Below are 15291 nucleotides of genomic sequence, written 5' to 3'. Positions count from 1 at the left end.
GCAACGGGCTTGAATGGGAAATCAGCCCAGTTCGCGCAGAACGGCACGCACCGGACTGGCATCAGCCTGGATCAGTGCCAACGGCAGGGCGATCAATTCGTAATCGCCAGGCTCTACATCATCGAGCAGCAGGTTTTCAAGGACCCGTATGTCGCGCCGCAGGATGACGTGATGGCTGTCCAGGGTCTTGCTGGAGGCGGGGTCTATGCTGGGCGTGTCCAGCCCGATCAACATGACGCCGCGCTCGGCCAGCCATTCAATCGTATGCGGCGCATAGGCCGTGAAATCGTCCGTCCACCATTCGAGCGAGGCATGACGCGCCGTACGCACCAGTACTCGTGGCGGCAGATCGTCGATCGCGTGCATCAGGTGTTCAGGCAGGATGAGCGGCCCGCAGTCAAACGCGTGGATCACGCGACAGGGGCCCAGGAACGGCTCGAGTGGTACCTTGCCGATGGCCGGCGCATCATTGCCATAATGCAGCGGCGCGTCGGCATGGGCGCCGATATGCGGCGACAACGTGATTTCGCTGACATTGACCGGACAATCAGGCGTCAGCGTCCATTTCCATTGCTGGCGATATGGCGTATCACCGGGGAAAACCGGTGAATTGGCCGAGACCGGCGGCGAAATATCCCAAAGACGCTTCATGGGGCGGCAGATATGGAAAAGGTGTCACGTAATAGGAGAGAGCATACCGCAACCGGGCGTGGTATTTATCCGCGCCGACACTACAACAGTCCCAGCTCCGCCATGGACACAACGCTGTTGCCGGCGACGATCAGGTGATCGATCAATCGGATATCGACCAGGGCGAGCGCCTGTTTCAGCCGATGGTTGAATGCCCGATCGGCTTCGCTGGGCTGGGCGGAACCCGACGGGTGATTGTGGGCCAGGATCAGCGCGGCGGCGTGATGGCGCAGTGCCTCGCGCACGACTTCGCGCGGATAGACCGATGCCTGGTTGAGTGTGCCGCGCGCCAACTCACCGGTAGCGATGAGATTGAGCTGATTATCCAGGTAGAGGGCCAAGCAGTGCTCTACGGTGCGATGCGTCAGCGCCATCTGGAAATATTGTTTGACGTTTGACGGCTGCGACAGCGCGTGTTTGCGGGTCAATTGCTCTTTCGTGACACGCTGCGCCAGCTCCAGGATGGCGGCCAGGGAGCCTGCCTTGGCTGAGCCGAGTCCCGGCAGCGACATCAATTCCTGTGGCGAGGCAGCAAACAGGCCCCGCAGTCCGCCATATTGGCGTATCAATAGATTACCCATCTCGATGGCCGTGTGGCCTCGCGTACCGGTGCGCAGCGCGAGCGCCAGCAGTTCCGCGTCACGCAATGCACAGGCGCCATGGCGCAGCAGGCGTTCGCGAGGGCGTTCGTGTTCAGGCAGATCGTGAGGCAGACTCATGGCAAGGCGGGCAAAAATCATAGAACTCTCAGCATGCCAGGCAAGCCGCTGCTCCGGGGCGGGAGTGAACGTTTTTGCCCACTCGTATAAGTACGCACGGGTCGAGTGGGGGACAGTGCCAGCCCGATCAGGCTAACTCGTTCTAAAATCGGGGCTTACCGTTACTATTTTTGGTGATCCATTTTGACCGCCACGACTGCCGACCAGACGACCCCTGTCGTCCGCCCTGATTCGTACTTGACGCTGCACTATCGCATTGTGTTGGCATCCGGCCCCGCCGAGGGCTCCATATTTGCCGATACCTTCGACGGGCGTCCGGCCACGTTGCAGATGGGCAGCGGCCAATGGGCGCCAGGTCTCGAGACGGCCTTGCTGGGCCACGCCGAGGGTGAAAAATTCAGCATCACGCTAACGCCCGCCGAGGCTTATGGTGATCGCAACCCCGATTTGATCCAAAAGGTCACGCGCACCATGCTGGCCGAGCATGCCGGGGCCGATGCCACCTTCGAGCCCGGCGATCTGGTTGAATTCACCGCCCCCAATGGCGGGCGTTACTCCGGCGTGCTAAAGCAGCTCGAGCCCGATTACGCCTTGTTCGACTTTAATCACCCCCTGGCGGGAACATCGCTGCGTGTCGATGTCGATATTTTAGGAGTGCTGTAATGACTCATCCGGTCACTGACGCCAACGCCGAGGTTGTGCTGGCTCAGCCGCGTGGCTTCTGTGCGGGGGTTGATCGGGCCATCGATATCGTCGAACGCGCCATTGAATTGCACGGCGCGCCTATCTATGTGCGTCACGAAATCGTGCACAACCGCTACGTCGTCGAGGATTTGCGGACCAAGGGGGCGATCTTCATCGACGAGCTTGATCAGGCGCCTGCGGGATCGATTGTGGTGTTTTCTGCGCATGGCGTGTCCCAGGCCGTGCGCCGAGAGGCCGAAGCACGTGGTTTGCAGGTATTCGATGCGACCTGCCCCCTGGTAACCAAGGTGCATATCGAAGTCTCGCGCATGCGCGCCGCTGGCCGGGAAATCATCATGATCGGTCACAAAGGCCATCCCGAAGTCGAGGGCACCCTGGGCCAGGCCCAGGGCGGGATGTATCTGGTCGAGACCGCCGAAGACGTGGCAAACCTGCAAGTCACCGATCCATCGAACCTCGCGTTCGTGACGCAGACCACCTTGTCAGTGGACGATGCCGCGACGGTGTCGGCGGCCTTGCGCACCCGCTTTCCGGATATCGTCGAGCCCAAGAAAAGCGACATTTGCTACGCCACGCAAAATCGCCAGGACGCCGTCAAGATCCTGGCGCCCGAATGCGACCTGATGTTGGTGGTGGGCAGCCCCAATAGCTCCAATTCCAATCGTTTGCGCGAGGTGGCCGAGCGTATTGGCATCGACGCCTACCTCGTGGACGGCGCCGACTCTATCGATCCCTCATGGTTGGCGGGGCGCCGGCGTATTGGCATCTCTGCGGGGGCTTCCGCCCCAGAGGTCCTGGTGCAAGAAGTCGTACAACGCTTGAAAGAACTGGGCGCGCTGTCGGTGCGCACAATGCCCGGTCTGGAGGAAAACATTGCGTTCCCGCTGCCCAAGGGCTTGTCGCGCAAAGCCGCGCCCGCGGCGGACGCGGCATCAGCCACCTGAGTTTGCGTGTATGAGGAGACAACATGCAGTTGTATAGCTATTTTCGCAGTTCGGCCGCGTACCGTGTGCGGATCGCATTGAACCTGAAAGGCCTGTCGTACGAATACCTGGGCGTGCACTTGCTGAAAAACGGGGGAGAGCAGCTCTCCGAATCGTATCGCGAGCTGAACCCGACCGCCTTGGTGCCTACGCTGATCGACGGCGATGTGGTGCTGGGGCAGTCGATGGCCATCATCGAATACCTGGACGAGACTCACCCGGATCCCGCGCTATTGCCCGCTGATCCAGTGGGCCGTGCCCGCGTCCGCGCCATTGCCCAGACCATTGCATGCGACACGCATCCGCTGAACAATCTGCGCGTGCTCAAATACCTGAAGCGCGAATTGAAAGTCGACGATGCGGCAAAGGATGCCTGGTACAGGCACTGGGTCGATCTGGGTTTGGGGGCGGTAGAGACCATGTTGGCCAACTCGCCTGCGACAGGCAAGTTCTGCCATGGGGATACCCCCGGCTTGGCCGACCTGTGCCTGGTGCCTCAGGTTTACAACGCACGCCGTCTGCAATGTGATCTATCTGCGATGCCGAACGTCGTGCGCATCGATGCCGCCTGCCGCGAGTTACAGGCTTTCGATCTGGCTGGGCCGGACAAACAGCCAGATACCGAATAACAAACCGTCTCGCGAGGATTGACCCGCCTACTGCAGGCGGGCAAAAATCCGAACGGTCTTGGACAGTATGTCCGATGCCGTCTGCCGGTCGAATTTGAGAAAGTGCTCGGTCTTCAGATGAAGCTGAAAGGCGGCTTCATCGTCATAGACCTCATACAGCAAAAATTGCGCTTCATCATCGGGTGCCTGGCATACATCGAATACCTGGCACCCGGATTCCTGCCGCAGTGATGCCGTCGCATTTTCCAGTATGAGAGGCAAGAATTCCGCTACCCGTTCTGGTTTGATCACGATCTCGACTGAGACGACATAGGGTGGGTTTGGCATAGTGTTTTGATTCAATCCAGTTCCAGGTTGATTTTCTTGGCGAGCGCGGAAAAGCGCTGAATTTCCGCGTCAATCTGACTGCCCATCTGCTCGGATGTGCTGCCCACGGGCTCGGCCCCCGCGTTGCTGAGTTGCTGCCGTATTTCCGGCACCGCAAGTATGCGCGCAATCTCGGTCTGCAGTTGTGCAATGATTGCTTTAGGCGTGCCTGCCGGTGCCATCAGGCCAAACCAGGTGGCGATGTCGAATCCGGTCAAGCCCGATTCCGAAAGCGTAGGCACATCAGGCAAAGCAATCGATCGTTTGCCCGAGGTGACGGCCAGCGCGCGGACTTTTCCCGACGTGATGTAAGGCAAGCACGACGACGCCGTGTCGAACATTGCATGAATCTGCCCGCCCATCAAGTCCGTGATTGCTGGCGCGCTGCCTTTATAAGGAACGTGCAGCAACTGTGTGCCCGCCATGTCATTGAATTGCTCGCCGATCAAGTGGTGTGCGGTGCCGTAGCCGGTGCTGCCATACGAGATTTTGCCCAGCTGGGATTTGGCCAGCGCAATAAATTCCTGCACATTCTTCACCGGCAGTGACGCGGATACGATCAGCACATTCGGAACGTTAGCGATGATGCTGATGGGGACGAGATCCTTTTGCAGATCGTAGCTATTCTTTTTATATACCGCCTGAGCGATCGAGTGATGAACGGCTGCCATCAGCAGCGTATAGCCATCCGGGGCAGACTTGGCCACATAGTCGGCGCCCAGACGCAAGCCCGCTCCTGGCTTGTTCTCTACCAGTACCGGCTGCGTCCACGCGGCCTGCAACTGGTTGGCGATGAGGCGGCCAATCAAATCCGTCGTGCCGCCAGGCGGCGAGGGGACGACGATTTTGATCGGACGCGATGGGTAATTCTGCGCAAAAGCACTTACAGAGGGCAGCATCAGGCATGCAGCGGCGGCCGGCAGCGCCACAAACTGTCGGCGTGACATGCGAGGGTCGGTCATGGGTGTTCCTCCTTGGGGCACCTCGAGGGTGCGTTGTCTCCAGAATGGGAGTGGCCTCCCATTTATTCTTTGAACAGACTGCCGCGTGGTAATGCGGCCTTATAGATGGCGCAACACGGCATTGGCGATATCCGCCGTCGTGCTTTTGCCGCCAAAATCAAACGGCAAGACTTCTTTATTGGCGAACGATGTTCGCAGGGCTTTTTCTATGGCTTGTGCCCCATCGGCCAGGGCGGCATCCGCATGGCGGTCTGCCAGCCATTCCAGCATCATGGCCGCCGAGAGCAGCATGGCGCTCGGGTTGGCTATGCCTTGGCCCGCAATATCTGGCGCCGTGCCATGAGCAGGTTGAAAGACGGCGTGGTGATCACCGATATCCGCCGAGGGCGCCATGCCCATGCCGCCCACGAGCGCTGCGATCAGATCGGACAGAATGTCGCCGAACATGTTTTCGGTCACCAGTACGTCGTATTGCCAGGGCTTCATGATCAAGTTCAGCGCCATCGCATCGACATAGGCATTTTCTGTCGTGATGCCTGGAAAGGCTTGAGCGCGCTGTTCGAAAATCTGCCGCCAGTACGCCATGGACGTAAAGACGTTCGCCTTGTCCACATTAGTGACGTGGCCCCGCTTGCCCGCGGCTTTTCTTTGCTCGGCGAGCCGCAGCGAAAAATCGCACACTCGCGCGGTTCCCTGGTGCGTGATTTTCATCGTATCCAGGGCGTGGGCCTGTTCGCCGGTGCCTTCAATCGTTCCGCGCCCACGCGCATAAAACAAGCCTTCGGTACTTTCGCGGACCAGCACCAGATCGATTTGCGCAGCACGCGGATCGCGCAGCGGGACGGGCAGGCCGGGCCAGGTCTTGATGGGACGTACGCCCGCATACAAGTCCAGCGCAAAGCGCAGATCGAGTTGCGGAATGACTTCAGTGCCGTCCTTTGCGCGCACATGAGGCAAGCCCATTGCACCAAACAGAATGGCATGTGCATCGCGGCATGCCTTCAGCGTGGAGTCCGGCAAGGCATTGCCCGTATCGGCATACAGTTGCGCGCCGGCCGGGTGCACCGTCAAGGTGAATTTGCGGCCGATGCGCGGCTCGAGCGCCCGCAGGATCTCCAGCGCGGCGTTCATGACTTCCACGCCAATTCCATCACCCGGCAATACTGCAATATCGTAACTAGTCACTTGTGCCTCACATCTGTGCGAGTTTGAATTGATCGAAAATGGCTAACAGCTCACGGCTGGCGCGTTCGCGATGCGCGCGGTTTTCCCGGGAGGCGCCTTCGGCGTCGCCCTCGCGCAAGCGGGCTACCAGTGCGCGATGCTCGCGCGTCGAATTAACTGGCTTGGGACGCAAGCGCAGAGAAAACATGCGCGCGCGATGGGCGCGATCCCAATGCTTCATGACGCCATCCGCCAGCAATTGATTGCCGGCCAATTCCACCAGCGCCATGTGAAATGTTTCGTCCGCTTGCGCCCATGCATCGAGATCATTGCGTTCCAGCGCGATCTCCATGTCATCCGTCGCTTTGCTCAGCGGTGCGAGCATGTCGTCTGTCGGCTTTTTGCGTGCCAGCAATTCCGCCGCCATGCATTCCAGCGCAGTCAGCACCTCATAAATTTCGCGCATGTCGTTCGGGGACACCGGCAATACCAGCATGCCGTGACGCGGCACCAGGTCGATCAGGCGCTCGGCATGCAGGCGAATCAGTGCCTCATGCACAGGCGTGCGGCTCATGCCGAGTGCGAGGGCGACCTCCTGTTCCAGAGCGCGATGCCCGGGCGGCCAGGCGTTATCGAGAATGCGTTGGCGAATCTGTTCGTACGCGGCATCGGCGAGTGATGTGGTGGGCTGGGGTTTGGCGTTCATAGGGGTAAAGAAAATTCAGTTTTGCGCATGCGTTAATTAATACGTTAATGTATACGTTGTTTGTCGGGATAGCTGGGGAAAACCCGCGGGCGAAATAAGTCATCGCGGCAATCACGCCGCGTCTGCAGCACCCCATCTCCATCGGCTGCATCTCGCGATGCTATATAGTCACCGCTCACTACCCGACCGGAGGCAGAGCATGGTGAAGCAGGGGTGGCAATGGTTGACGGCTTGCGCGATTGCGTTCGGGCTGGCCGCGCCAGGCGCGACCGAGGTGCTATACGACCGGGATGGTTTGCGCGGTGAGCGCGTCCCCTACGGCCAAACCAATCCTGCTACGGGTCAACGCCAGAGCGGCTACACCTATCAGGTCACGTTCAACGGTGCCAAACTTTGTGGTGACGACGTGAGCCTTCTGCTGTTTCCCGGCCGCGATTTCAAGCGCTTTTACTGTGCCGGCCCGATTCAGCCTCTGCCTGACGGTATGTTGGTGTTCTTTACCGGCGGCGAGACGGCTTTGGCGCGTGTGCGCGTGATGCAGGGCCGATTACAGGTGCAACGTATTTCCATGTCGAGTGACGCCAAGCGCGACAGCTTGCATGAGACCCGTTTCCTGGATGCAGGCATGGCTGGTTGGACGCGCATTCAGACGGCCTGGGAAGACACGGTGATGATTCAGCATATGCCGTTTCAGGTGGTCTATCTGGGCGAAGGGCGTCTACTCGATATTTCTGATGGCGTAGCCTATTTGGCACGTGCGCGCCGTACGCAGTACGTCCAGATCGAGCCCGATAAATGGGTCGACTTGCCCAATATCGGCAGAGTTTTCAGCCGCGGTCGCGAACAGAGCTATCAGGTAGGACCGACATTTCGTGCCGTGCGCTGGCCAGAGGGGCGCGAGTTGGCCAGGCTTGACCTGGACAGTTGCACCGATTTGCCCAAGCTCGAGTTCAGTCCTGGCGATGGGCCGTCGGATGCGTTGGTGAAATATGCAGATCTCTCTGCGTGGCGCGCGCAGACGCTGGTCTATGCTGCGGCCGGCAAGGGCAGTACCTTGCGTCTTGCGGCGAGCACCGATGTGCCTCGACGCGCTGGTTGTACACCAGACAAGCCACCCAAGCACGCCAAATAAATCAGGCTCAGAAAAGAAAAAAGGCCGACGCAAGGTCAGCCTTTTTTGAATCCTGGTGCCGGCAAGAGGAGTCGAACCCCCGACCTTCGCATTACGAATGCGCTGCTCTACCAACTGAGCTATGCCGGCGTGCATTAGCGCTAATGCGCCTTTGCCAGTAGCGCCTACGCCCGTGGCGCAGCACCAAAGACCGAAATCATATCAGAAATTTTTGGCTCCTGTCGAGACGAACGACGAATTTGTTCTTGCGTCGCGCGAACGGTTGCAGTATTTGTCAGTCAATCTATGAACGCCGCATCCGCCGGTTCATTAATCAGGAGTCCATATGCACACAGTCAGAGCCCTTACGTTCGCTTGCACCATTGCGCTGAGCGCTGCGGCGGCCGCCGAGCCGGTCACCTACGACCTGGACCCGGACCATACGTATCCCAGCTTTGAGGCCGACCATATGGGTGGGTTATCGACCTGGCGCGGCAAGTTCAACCGCTCCAGCGGCACCGTCGTGTTGGATCGCGCCGCGCGCACCGGCAGCATCGATGTCACCGTGGATATGAAATCCGTTGATTTCGGGCATGACGAAATGAACAAGCACGCGATGGCGGCCGATATCCTCGATGTAGAGCGTTATCCCACCGCCGTCTTCAAAGGGAAGTTCACCGAGTTTGACGGCGACGTGCCGGACAAGGCCCACGGTGAGCTGACTATGCATGGCGTGACCCGGCCCATTACGCTAGACATTGATGACTTCAAGTGCATCATGCACCCCATGACCAAGCGCGAGGCCTGCGGTGCCGATGTGTCGGCCGAGTTAAATCGTGCGGATTACGGGATCGATTTTGCGTTGAATATGGGATTCAAGCCGGAGGTAGAGTTAAAAATCCAAGTGGAAGCCCAACGTCGGCAATAGCTTTGCGCGGGTTTCGGCCAATACGCTCCCACCTTGCACAACAGCGGTCCGATCGAATTTTTTCACGGGCTGCTGGCTTGATTGTTGATCGTGGATAAAACCCGCCGACCGGCCCTTTAAGGATCGATAAACTCAGCGCGAAAAGCGCGGAGCAAAAAATATAAACTTTCTTGCCCCTCGACTTGCACACTTCCAAAAATTCGTTCATAATCTCGTTTCTTTAGCAGTTCCCCGATAGCTCAGTCGGTAGAGCGACGGACTGTTAATCCGCAGGTCGCTGGTTCGAGCCCAGCTCGGGGAGCCAAAAACGCTAAAGAGAAGTACCGACACAGCAAATTCGACGCCGCCTTTCAGGTGGCGTTTTGCTTTTCCGGTTTTCGTTTTTTTGCGTTGAGTCCAGCGCATAGGCTCCAACTCTCTCATGGTTGCTCCTGTCTTCAGTGGGCAGCACATATGAGGTACCATTCCCTACATGAACGCGGCTGCTCGATTTGCCTTCGCTATCGTTGCTTTTGCGCGCACTGGACGCCGGTGCGCCGTTGGCGCGCGCTCGTTCAACAGGGCTCATAACACCGACGCAGACTCCTAAGCCCGGCAGCAGATCAGAACTCCATCCTCAGGAGTTTGCTGCCGGGCCAAGCCAGACATCCCTATTTTTTTCTGTCTGTCAGGAGTCCATGATGACCGCTGTTTCTAATACCGAACGTATTTTCTCTGAGCTCGATCGCGTCCGCGTCGAGCGTCTTGCCGCACGATTCCCCACGCCGGATGGTCTGGCCCACACGGTGCTGGAAGGCTTTGACGAAGGCGACTTCATGATGCCTAGCGATATTCCCGATGATGTCGTCACCGTGAATTCGCGTTTGCGCGTCCGTGATCAGGATGGCAATGTCCGCGAGATCACGATTTGCTACCCAGGCGAGGCCGATGCCACCAAGGGATTTTTATCAGTGCTGTCCCCGGTCGGCGGTCAGTTGCTGGGTCATCGCGCGGGTGCGACGGTGTCCTGGGCCGATCCGAGTGGCGCCACGTCGAGCCTGCACATCGAGGCTCTGCTGTTTCAGCCTGAGGCCAGCGGCGAGCTCGCGCTTTGAGGCACGTCGCTAGCGTGACGGATTGCCGGCTGCCAGCGCGAGCAACCGTTGCGCGCTCCAACCCGCGCCGCATAGTAATAGCCGGGTGTGCAGGTCTTCGAATGTTCTCCATTCGATAGATCTGCCCAGGTCGATCAGGCGTCTGTCCTGCAGTTGCACGTGATGCAATGGGTAGTGCTCGCTCAATGATCGCCAGAGCTCCAACGCGCCTGGTGATTGACGGGCGCCGCTCAGCAGGCACAGGCCGGCGTCCAATGCTTCTAAATAGAGGCGCTTGGCGAGTCCTCTGCGTTGATAAGGCTCTCGGTAACGAGAATGTGGGGATCGTATGTATTGATCCAGTCTACGATCCAGCCCTGTCACGCGATTGAAAGTGGTGCTGCCGGCCAGCCAGCGTTTTGCCGGATCTTCTACATACAAAAAGGTTTCACCCGATGCGGTGCGGCGATAGCGGGGCAGGGGCTTGTCGCGCAGATTGGGTAAAAATATTGTCCCGTCTACTGCTGCGTTTCGCAGGCAATGGGGGTACAGCGAGTCCAGCTCAGCCTCCAGCCGGGTGCCTCCGCGGGCTACATCGATTCTCATGTCGCCTCTACCTTTGCGTATCGTCAACCGAGGTCCAATGGCCGCTGCGCAGGCTCCCGGGCCGGCGGCACGCGTGAACGTTCGCGCTGCTTTCCCATGCGTGTTCGGGCACCTGCAGGCCAGCATAGATGCCGTAGCCTTCGCCCGCGCAAATCTCGCCTTCGGTATACAGGCTTTCTCCGGCGCTGATGGCGTTGGCTGCCGATATTTCCGTTAGCGCCTTGATGCCCCAGCCTGCATAGAGGTGTCCGCCGCATTGCAGCGATCCGCCGCATTCGACACCTTGGCGCGTGACAATATCTGCCTCGCTGGTAACGTTCCCGGCCACGCGAATGCTTTTTTCGCAATGCAGGGTGTTGACCTGCAGGTCCTGACCGGCGTGCACTGCGCCCCGCACTCGAGCGGGGCCGGTGCATGTCAGGTCCCAGCCTGCGCGAATGCTTTCGCAGTCGACCTCACCCTGGACAAGGATATTCCACGCAGCGTGAACACGGCCGTTCACGTGCAGCGTGTCGCCGCAAAATATCGCGCCGGAGCAATGAATATCGTCGCCTGCCTGCAAGCGATCTTGAACCCGCATTCCGCCGCCCACGCGAATGCCTCGTCCAGTACGCAACGTGCCGGTGACCTCCAGCGTGCCTCGGACTTCTATGGCGCCTGCAAAGACAAAGTCTTCTGCATCCAGGTGATCCAGTTTCAATACTGCGTCCGTTGGGCCAAATTGATCCAGCAGCCAGCACGCATCCTTTGTGCGGCCATCGGCAACGAGCGCGTCCAGCAATTGTTGGTAGGTGCCTTGCGGTGGCGCATGGCGCAGATACCAGCGAAAGCCGTCAGCGCAGGGCTGTTTGAGTTTGATGAAGTCCTTGGTGATGTCCATGCGAGTCCCTGGGCTGGCCTATGCCGTGTGGTGGCTGGCCATAGGGGTGTGCTCGTGCGGCCTGTACGCCGGTGCATACCGCAACGTTGCGGCAACGCCATCCGCGTTGGGATGGCCGTGGTTTCCAGAGCAGTATCGTAAAAACGAGCAACACCTATTCGCGCGGCTGATGCCCGACGACCTAGGAATTGCGCAAAAAAGATAAGTGGGAGGTCGCCGGGCTAGTCAAGTGCGGCGAAAGCCGCGGCTGGGCCGGCGCTTGTGGGTAGTGGATGTCGAGCACGCCAGATCGGCCACCGGGCGGTGGCTGTCGCACGCAGCAGAGTGCGTGAATAGGTGAGGCGGCTATGCATGGAGCCGAATTGTAGGCCAACGCCAGCAGGTTTGCACATCCGCTGGCGTTTGCGCCTGTTCTGCCGGTGCGACGGGGAGCCGGCCCCGCCGCGTTGCTTCCGGGTCAGTTGGTCTGCGACAGGTCAATGTCATAGACCGCACGTCCCTCGCCAGATCCATCATCCGCGTTGATCAGCGCGATTCCTGTCAGGCCAGCTGCTTGGGCGACACTCAATGAGTCTTTGCCGGATTTGAACAATACGGCGCCGGCGGTTTTTACGGGAGTAAATCGCCAGCTGCGCGCCGAGCCATTTGCGCTGCGGGTGATTTGCGGATTGCTCTTGATGTAGTTGATCACCACATCGCGATTCGCATCGGGTGATGCGTAGACAATGTCGAACGCCTTGCCTTCACCCAGGATGTAGCGAGCGCTGCTTTCGGCACGATAGTTATTGGTGGCGACGATGAAATCCTTGCCATCTGCCGGTGCATCGAGATACGTCAGATTTTTGATGCGGCTGCCCTGGGGCTGGGTGACGTCGATCTCATATCGCAGATCTGGTGTGGTGAACATATCAAAGTTATAGCCGGCGAAAGCGGATTGTCCCGAAGGCACTTGCCCGGTTTTGGTGTCTTTGATCAACCACTGATCTTGTGTCGATGACGGGTCAATCCGGTTAAAGCGCAAAGCGGCATTTTCCAGCCAGAGTTTGAGCTCTGCGCCTGTGACCTTCACGGCATACACCGTGTTGGGGTACAGATACAGATCCGCAGCGTGATAAATGGCGAGCGCGCCTGGCGCGACATCGGTGTAGTCGCCGCCGCCCTGAAATCCCGCCTTGAATGGCGCGCTGATCGACAGGATGGGCAGGTCGGCATACTGTGGCAGATTGGCGGTCACATAGTCGCTGACATAGGCCTGCTGTGCCTGATTGACCAACTGAATCGCCCCCGGATCTCCGACATCAGCAAACAGTGTGCTCATGCGGAAGTTCGAGTTGCCTATGGGTGTTTTGACATATTCCACCGCGGCTTCGTGTTGTGTCTGCACGGATGCTGCGACAGCTGAGTCGGCTGCGACATATTGCGTGCCGCCATTGGCGTCGGTGCTTTGAATGGTGCGTATTTCAGCGGTGGTTTTCGAGGTGTCGATGCTCCACGCCTGGCCATCCCATTGCAGGGCGTAGTCAATCACGCCCAGGCCCTTGCCCCAGGAGCTGGCCATGACGGCCGGCACGCCGTATACCGTGCCGACGGCATTGTCCACGCCGGGATAGGTATAGGCGGGGTTCGTGCCGCGATCGGGGAATGTGCTGTGCTGATGCCCCATGATCAGGCCGTCGATGCCGGCGACCTGTGCGATGTACAGGCCGGGATTTTCCATGTCCGCGGAATAATTCGCATCGCTCATGCCGCCGTGCAGCAGTACGAAAACGAGATCGGCGCCCTCGGCGCGTGCTTGGGTAACTTGGGCTTGAACGGCGGCGCGGCCGTCGCTGATCGTGACCTTGTTTTCCAGATAGCGTTTGTCCCAGTTCATGATGCCAGGGGTGGTCAGGCCGATCACGCCGATCTTGATGGGTAGCTTGACGGGGTCGCCGTCCTCCTGCGTGGCGTTGACTTCGCGTTCCAGAATGACATGGGGCGGCAGCAGTTCCTTGCCGCTTGCGACGCTTTGCACGTTGGCCAGCGTCATCGGGAATCCCGGGCCCGTGCATGACAGGCTGGCGTCTACGCCTTCCACGTTCAGCCCGCCGCCCAGCACTTGATTCAGATAGGGCAGCCCGTAGTTGAATTCATGATTGCCCAGCGTGCCGGCATCGTATTGCAATACCGCCATGGCCTTGTACATCGAGGATTGCTGGCTGCACGTGATGGGCGAGACCTGGGCCTCGTAATCGGCCAGCGCCGTTCCTTGAATCGTGTCGCCGTTGTCCACGAGCAACGTATTCGGGAATTCCTGGCGGGCGGCTCGGATCAATGTGGCCGTACGTTCAAAGCCGTAGGTAGGGTCTTCCGCGAGCTTGAAATAGTCGTAGCTGCGAACATTGAAATGCAGATCGGTCGTCGCCAGCAGGGCCAGATTTGCCGAGGCTTTTTCTTGGACCTCTGGTGGCGATGCATTATCGTCGTCAGAGTCGTCACTGTTGCTGCAAGCGGAAAGGGAACCCGCCAAAACCAGCGCAAGCATCGCTCGCGGGAGGGCTCGGCGAGGGTTCAGGAACGGCACGCGCACAGACATCGGAAACTCCTGATGTAGTTATAAATAGAGTCGCCGAGTATTGCGGGTGTTGCTGACCGGGTTGTGACCAATGGATGTCTGGGAGATGACAGTATGTCGTATGGTGTCGCTGCTTTTCTCTTTCTTTTATGGCGCTGAGCCGTCAGAATTTCGTCATGTCCGCCTCTGAGCAATCTCCTCATGACGCCGCCGATCATCGCATCGGCGTGACGGTGCTGACCGGCTTTCTGGGTAGCGGCAAAACCACGCTGCTCAATCGCCTGGTGCGCGAGCCTGCGTATGCGGACGCGGCCATCATCGTCAACGAGGTGGGCGATATCGGTGTCGATCATCATTTGTTGCGCCATGCGGATGGCCGTATCGCTCTCATCGAAGGCGGCTGTATATGTTGTTCCGTCAATGGGGACCTGGTGAACACGTTGCGCGAACTCTTCATGTCGGCATTGCGCCGGCAGATTCCGCGCTTTCGCCGGGTGGTGATTGAAACGACGGGGTTGGCTGCGCCTGCAGCGATTTTGTTCACGCTGCGTCATGAACACTTTGTCGCTGAGCGCTATGTTTACCGCGGCACCATCACGGTCGTAGACGCGAAACACATTCGAACCCAGTTGCTGGAGCAGCCCGAGGCAGCGCAGCAGGTGGCCGCGGCGGATGTGATCGTGTGCACGAAAGCCGATCTTGTCGAGTCCGTGGTGGTGGAGGGGGCTATACAGTCGGTCCGGCAGGTCAACCCTGGCGTGCCCGTCCTGGTGCAGCAGGCTGATATGCCCTTGGATGGGCTCCTGACAGCCCCCGAGCTCCAGCGCCCGCAGACGGATCCGGTTGAATCGAATCGCTGGCTATTGGGTTTTTTGTCGATGGGCGGCGTCCGCCATCCTCAAATCAGGCATGCCGTATTGCAATGGTCAGCGTCAGTCAGCCGGGCCGTATTTCTGACAGGCATGGCGCAACTTCAAGAATCCCATCATCGCGGCCTGTTGCGCATCAAGGGCGTGGTCGGATTCGAGGGTGAACCTTTGCCTTGCGCCATTCATGGTGTGCATCGCGACCTTTATCCCTTTGAGCCGTTGGCGGCCTGGCCTGACGGCGGGCATCGTTCTTGGTTGGTGTTGATCGTCCGCGAATTGGATCCTGAAATCCTGATCCGACAGCTGCGTACCTCGCTGCGGTTGCCCGTGTTTTGAAGACTGGTTG

17 protein-coding genes and 2 tRNA genes are annotated in these 15291 nt (G+C 59.1%); 9 read left to right on the top strand and 10 right to left on the bottom strand.

The window, feature by feature from the left end:
• Window positions 1-21: 21 nt before the first annotated feature.
• Both kynB and radC read right to left on the bottom strand, forming a co-directional pair.
• The gene (gene kynB, locus ACYVI2_RS21590; RefSeq protein WP_415821724.1) at window positions 22-651 is read right to left on the bottom strand and encodes an arylformamidase; all 630 of its coding nucleotides are present in this window, start codon (window positions 649-651) and stop codon (window positions 22-24) included.
• Between the two features lie 80 nt (window positions 652-731).
• On the bottom strand, window positions 732-1409 hold the full coding sequence (gene radC, locus ACYVI2_RS21585; RefSeq protein ID WP_415821738.1) for a RadC family protein: 678 nt from the start codon (window positions 1407-1409) through the stop codon (window positions 732-734).
• Between the two features lie 183 nt (window positions 1410-1592).
• Between radC and ACYVI2_RS21580 the strand changes: the two genes are divergently transcribed.
• Genes ACYVI2_RS21580 through maiA form a run of 3 tightly spaced genes read left to right on the top strand, consistent with a single transcriptional unit; the run spans window position 1593 to window position 3726 of the window.
• The gene (locus ACYVI2_RS21580; RefSeq protein ID WP_094822186.1) at window positions 1593-2072 is read left to right on the top strand and encodes an FKBP-type peptidyl-prolyl cis-trans isomerase; all 480 of its coding nucleotides are present in this window, start codon (window positions 1593-1595) and stop codon (window positions 2070-2072) included.
• The gene (ispH, locus tag ACYVI2_RS21575) at window positions 2072-3058 is read left to right on the top strand and encodes a 4-hydroxy-3-methylbut-2-enyl diphosphate reductase (RefSeq protein ID WP_415821723.1); all 987 of its coding nucleotides are present in this window, start codon (window positions 2072-2074) and stop codon (window positions 3056-3058) included. Before ACYVI2_RS21580 ends, ispH begins: the two co-directional genes overlap by 1 nt.
• A 23-nt stretch (window positions 3059-3081) precedes the next feature.
• Window positions 3082-3726, top strand: coding sequence for a maleylacetoacetate isomerase (gene maiA / locus ACYVI2_RS21570; RefSeq protein ID WP_415821722.1), 645 nt, complete (start codon window positions 3082-3084; stop codon window positions 3724-3726).
• 27 nt (window positions 3727-3753) lie between these two features.
• Here maiA and ACYVI2_RS21565 read toward each other — a convergent pair whose 3' ends face one another.
• The 4 genes from ACYVI2_RS21565 to ACYVI2_RS21550 form a co-directional block, all read right to left on the bottom strand.
• Window positions 3754-4053 (bottom strand): putative quinol monooxygenase, encoded by a 300-nt coding sequence (locus ACYVI2_RS21565; RefSeq protein ID WP_415821721.1) that lies wholly within the window; start codon window positions 4051-4053, stop codon window positions 3754-3756.
• Window positions 4054-4064: 11 nt separating this feature from the next.
• A complete protein-coding gene (locus tag ACYVI2_RS21560) occupies window positions 4065-5054 on the bottom strand; it encodes a Bug family tripartite tricarboxylate transporter substrate binding protein (protein ID WP_415821720.1) in 990 nt (329 codons plus the stop codon).
• Window positions 5055-5153: 99 nt separating this feature from the next.
• Window positions 5154-6239 (bottom strand): isocitrate/isopropylmalate dehydrogenase family protein, encoded by a 1086-nt coding sequence (locus ACYVI2_RS21555; protein ID WP_415821719.1) that lies wholly within the window; start codon window positions 6237-6239, stop codon window positions 5154-5156.
• Window positions 6240-6246: 7 nt separating this feature from the next.
• Window positions 6247-6924: a GntR family transcriptional regulator gene (locus ACYVI2_RS21550; protein ID WP_415821718.1), complete on the bottom strand. Its 678-nt coding sequence runs from the start codon at window positions 6922-6924 to the stop codon at window positions 6247-6249.
• Between the two features lie 199 nt (window positions 6925-7123).
• Between ACYVI2_RS21550 and ACYVI2_RS21545 the strand changes: the two genes are divergently transcribed.
• Entirely contained in the window at window positions 7124-8056 is a 933-nt protein-coding gene (locus ACYVI2_RS21545; protein WP_415821717.1) for a hypothetical protein, read from the top strand.
• A 53-nt stretch (window positions 8057-8109) separates the two neighbouring features.
• On the opposite strand, the gene ACYVI2_RS21540 is transcribed toward ACYVI2_RS21545, so the two are convergent.
• Window positions 8110-8185, bottom strand: a tRNA-Thr gene (locus tag ACYVI2_RS21540).
• A 196-nt stretch (window positions 8186-8381) separates the two neighbouring features.
• Here ACYVI2_RS21540 and ACYVI2_RS21535 point away from each other — a divergent pair.
• From ACYVI2_RS21535 to ACYVI2_RS21525, 3 genes are all read left to right on the top strand, one after another.
• A complete protein-coding gene (locus ACYVI2_RS21535; RefSeq protein ID WP_415821716.1) occupies window positions 8382-8963 on the top strand; it encodes a YceI family protein in 582 nt (193 codons plus the stop codon).
• A gap of 228 nt (window positions 8964-9191) precedes the next feature.
• Window positions 9192-9267 (top strand) — tRNA-Asn (locus tag ACYVI2_RS21530).
• A gap of 376 nt (window positions 9268-9643) precedes the next feature.
• Window positions 9644-10057, top strand: coding sequence for a GreA/GreB family elongation factor (locus tag ACYVI2_RS21525; RefSeq protein WP_460490353.1), 414 nt, complete (start codon window positions 9644-9646; stop codon window positions 10055-10057).
• Between the two features lie 9 nt (window positions 10058-10066).
• Here the strand turns inward: ACYVI2_RS21525 and ACYVI2_RS21520 are convergent, their stop codons facing one another.
• The gene (locus tag ACYVI2_RS21520; protein ID WP_415821714.1) at window positions 10067-10642 is read right to left on the bottom strand and encodes an N-acetyltransferase; all 576 of its coding nucleotides are present in this window, start codon (window positions 10640-10642) and stop codon (window positions 10067-10069) included.
• A gap of 7 nt (window positions 10643-10649) precedes the next feature.
• The gene (locus ACYVI2_RS21515; RefSeq protein ID WP_415821713.1) at window positions 10650-11522 is read right to left on the bottom strand and encodes a bactofilin family protein; all 873 of its coding nucleotides are present in this window, start codon (window positions 11520-11522) and stop codon (window positions 10650-10652) included.
• Here ACYVI2_RS21515 and ACYVI2_RS21510 point away from each other — a divergent pair.
• Entirely contained in the window at window positions 11521-11727 is a 207-nt protein-coding gene (locus ACYVI2_RS21510; RefSeq protein WP_460490352.1) for a hypothetical protein, read from the top strand. The genes ACYVI2_RS21515 and ACYVI2_RS21510 overlap by 2 nt on opposite strands.
• 252 nt (window positions 11728-11979) lie before the next feature.
• On the opposite strand, the gene ACYVI2_RS21505 is transcribed toward ACYVI2_RS21510, so the two are convergent.
• Window positions 11980-14097, bottom strand: a complete 2118-nt coding sequence (locus ACYVI2_RS21505; protein ID WP_415821712.1) for a bifunctional 2',3'-cyclic-nucleotide 2'-phosphodiesterase/3'-nucleotidase — start codon at window positions 14095-14097, stop codon at window positions 11980-11982.
• 155 nt (window positions 14098-14252) lie between these two features.
• Here ACYVI2_RS21505 and ACYVI2_RS21500 point away from each other — a divergent pair, with 155 nt between their 5' ends.
• Window positions 14253-15281 carry a CobW family GTP-binding protein gene (locus tag ACYVI2_RS21500; protein WP_415821711.1) on the top strand — a complete coding sequence of 343 codons (1029 nt, stop codon included), beginning with the start codon at window positions 14253-14255 and terminating at the stop codon, window positions 15279-15281.
• Window positions 15282-15291 lie beyond the last annotated feature (10 nt).

The organism is Bordetella tumbae, from assembly GCF_054780995.1.
The sequence above is the reverse complement of the archived record's forward strand: the minus strand, read 5'-3'. Positions and strand labels throughout refer to the sequence as shown.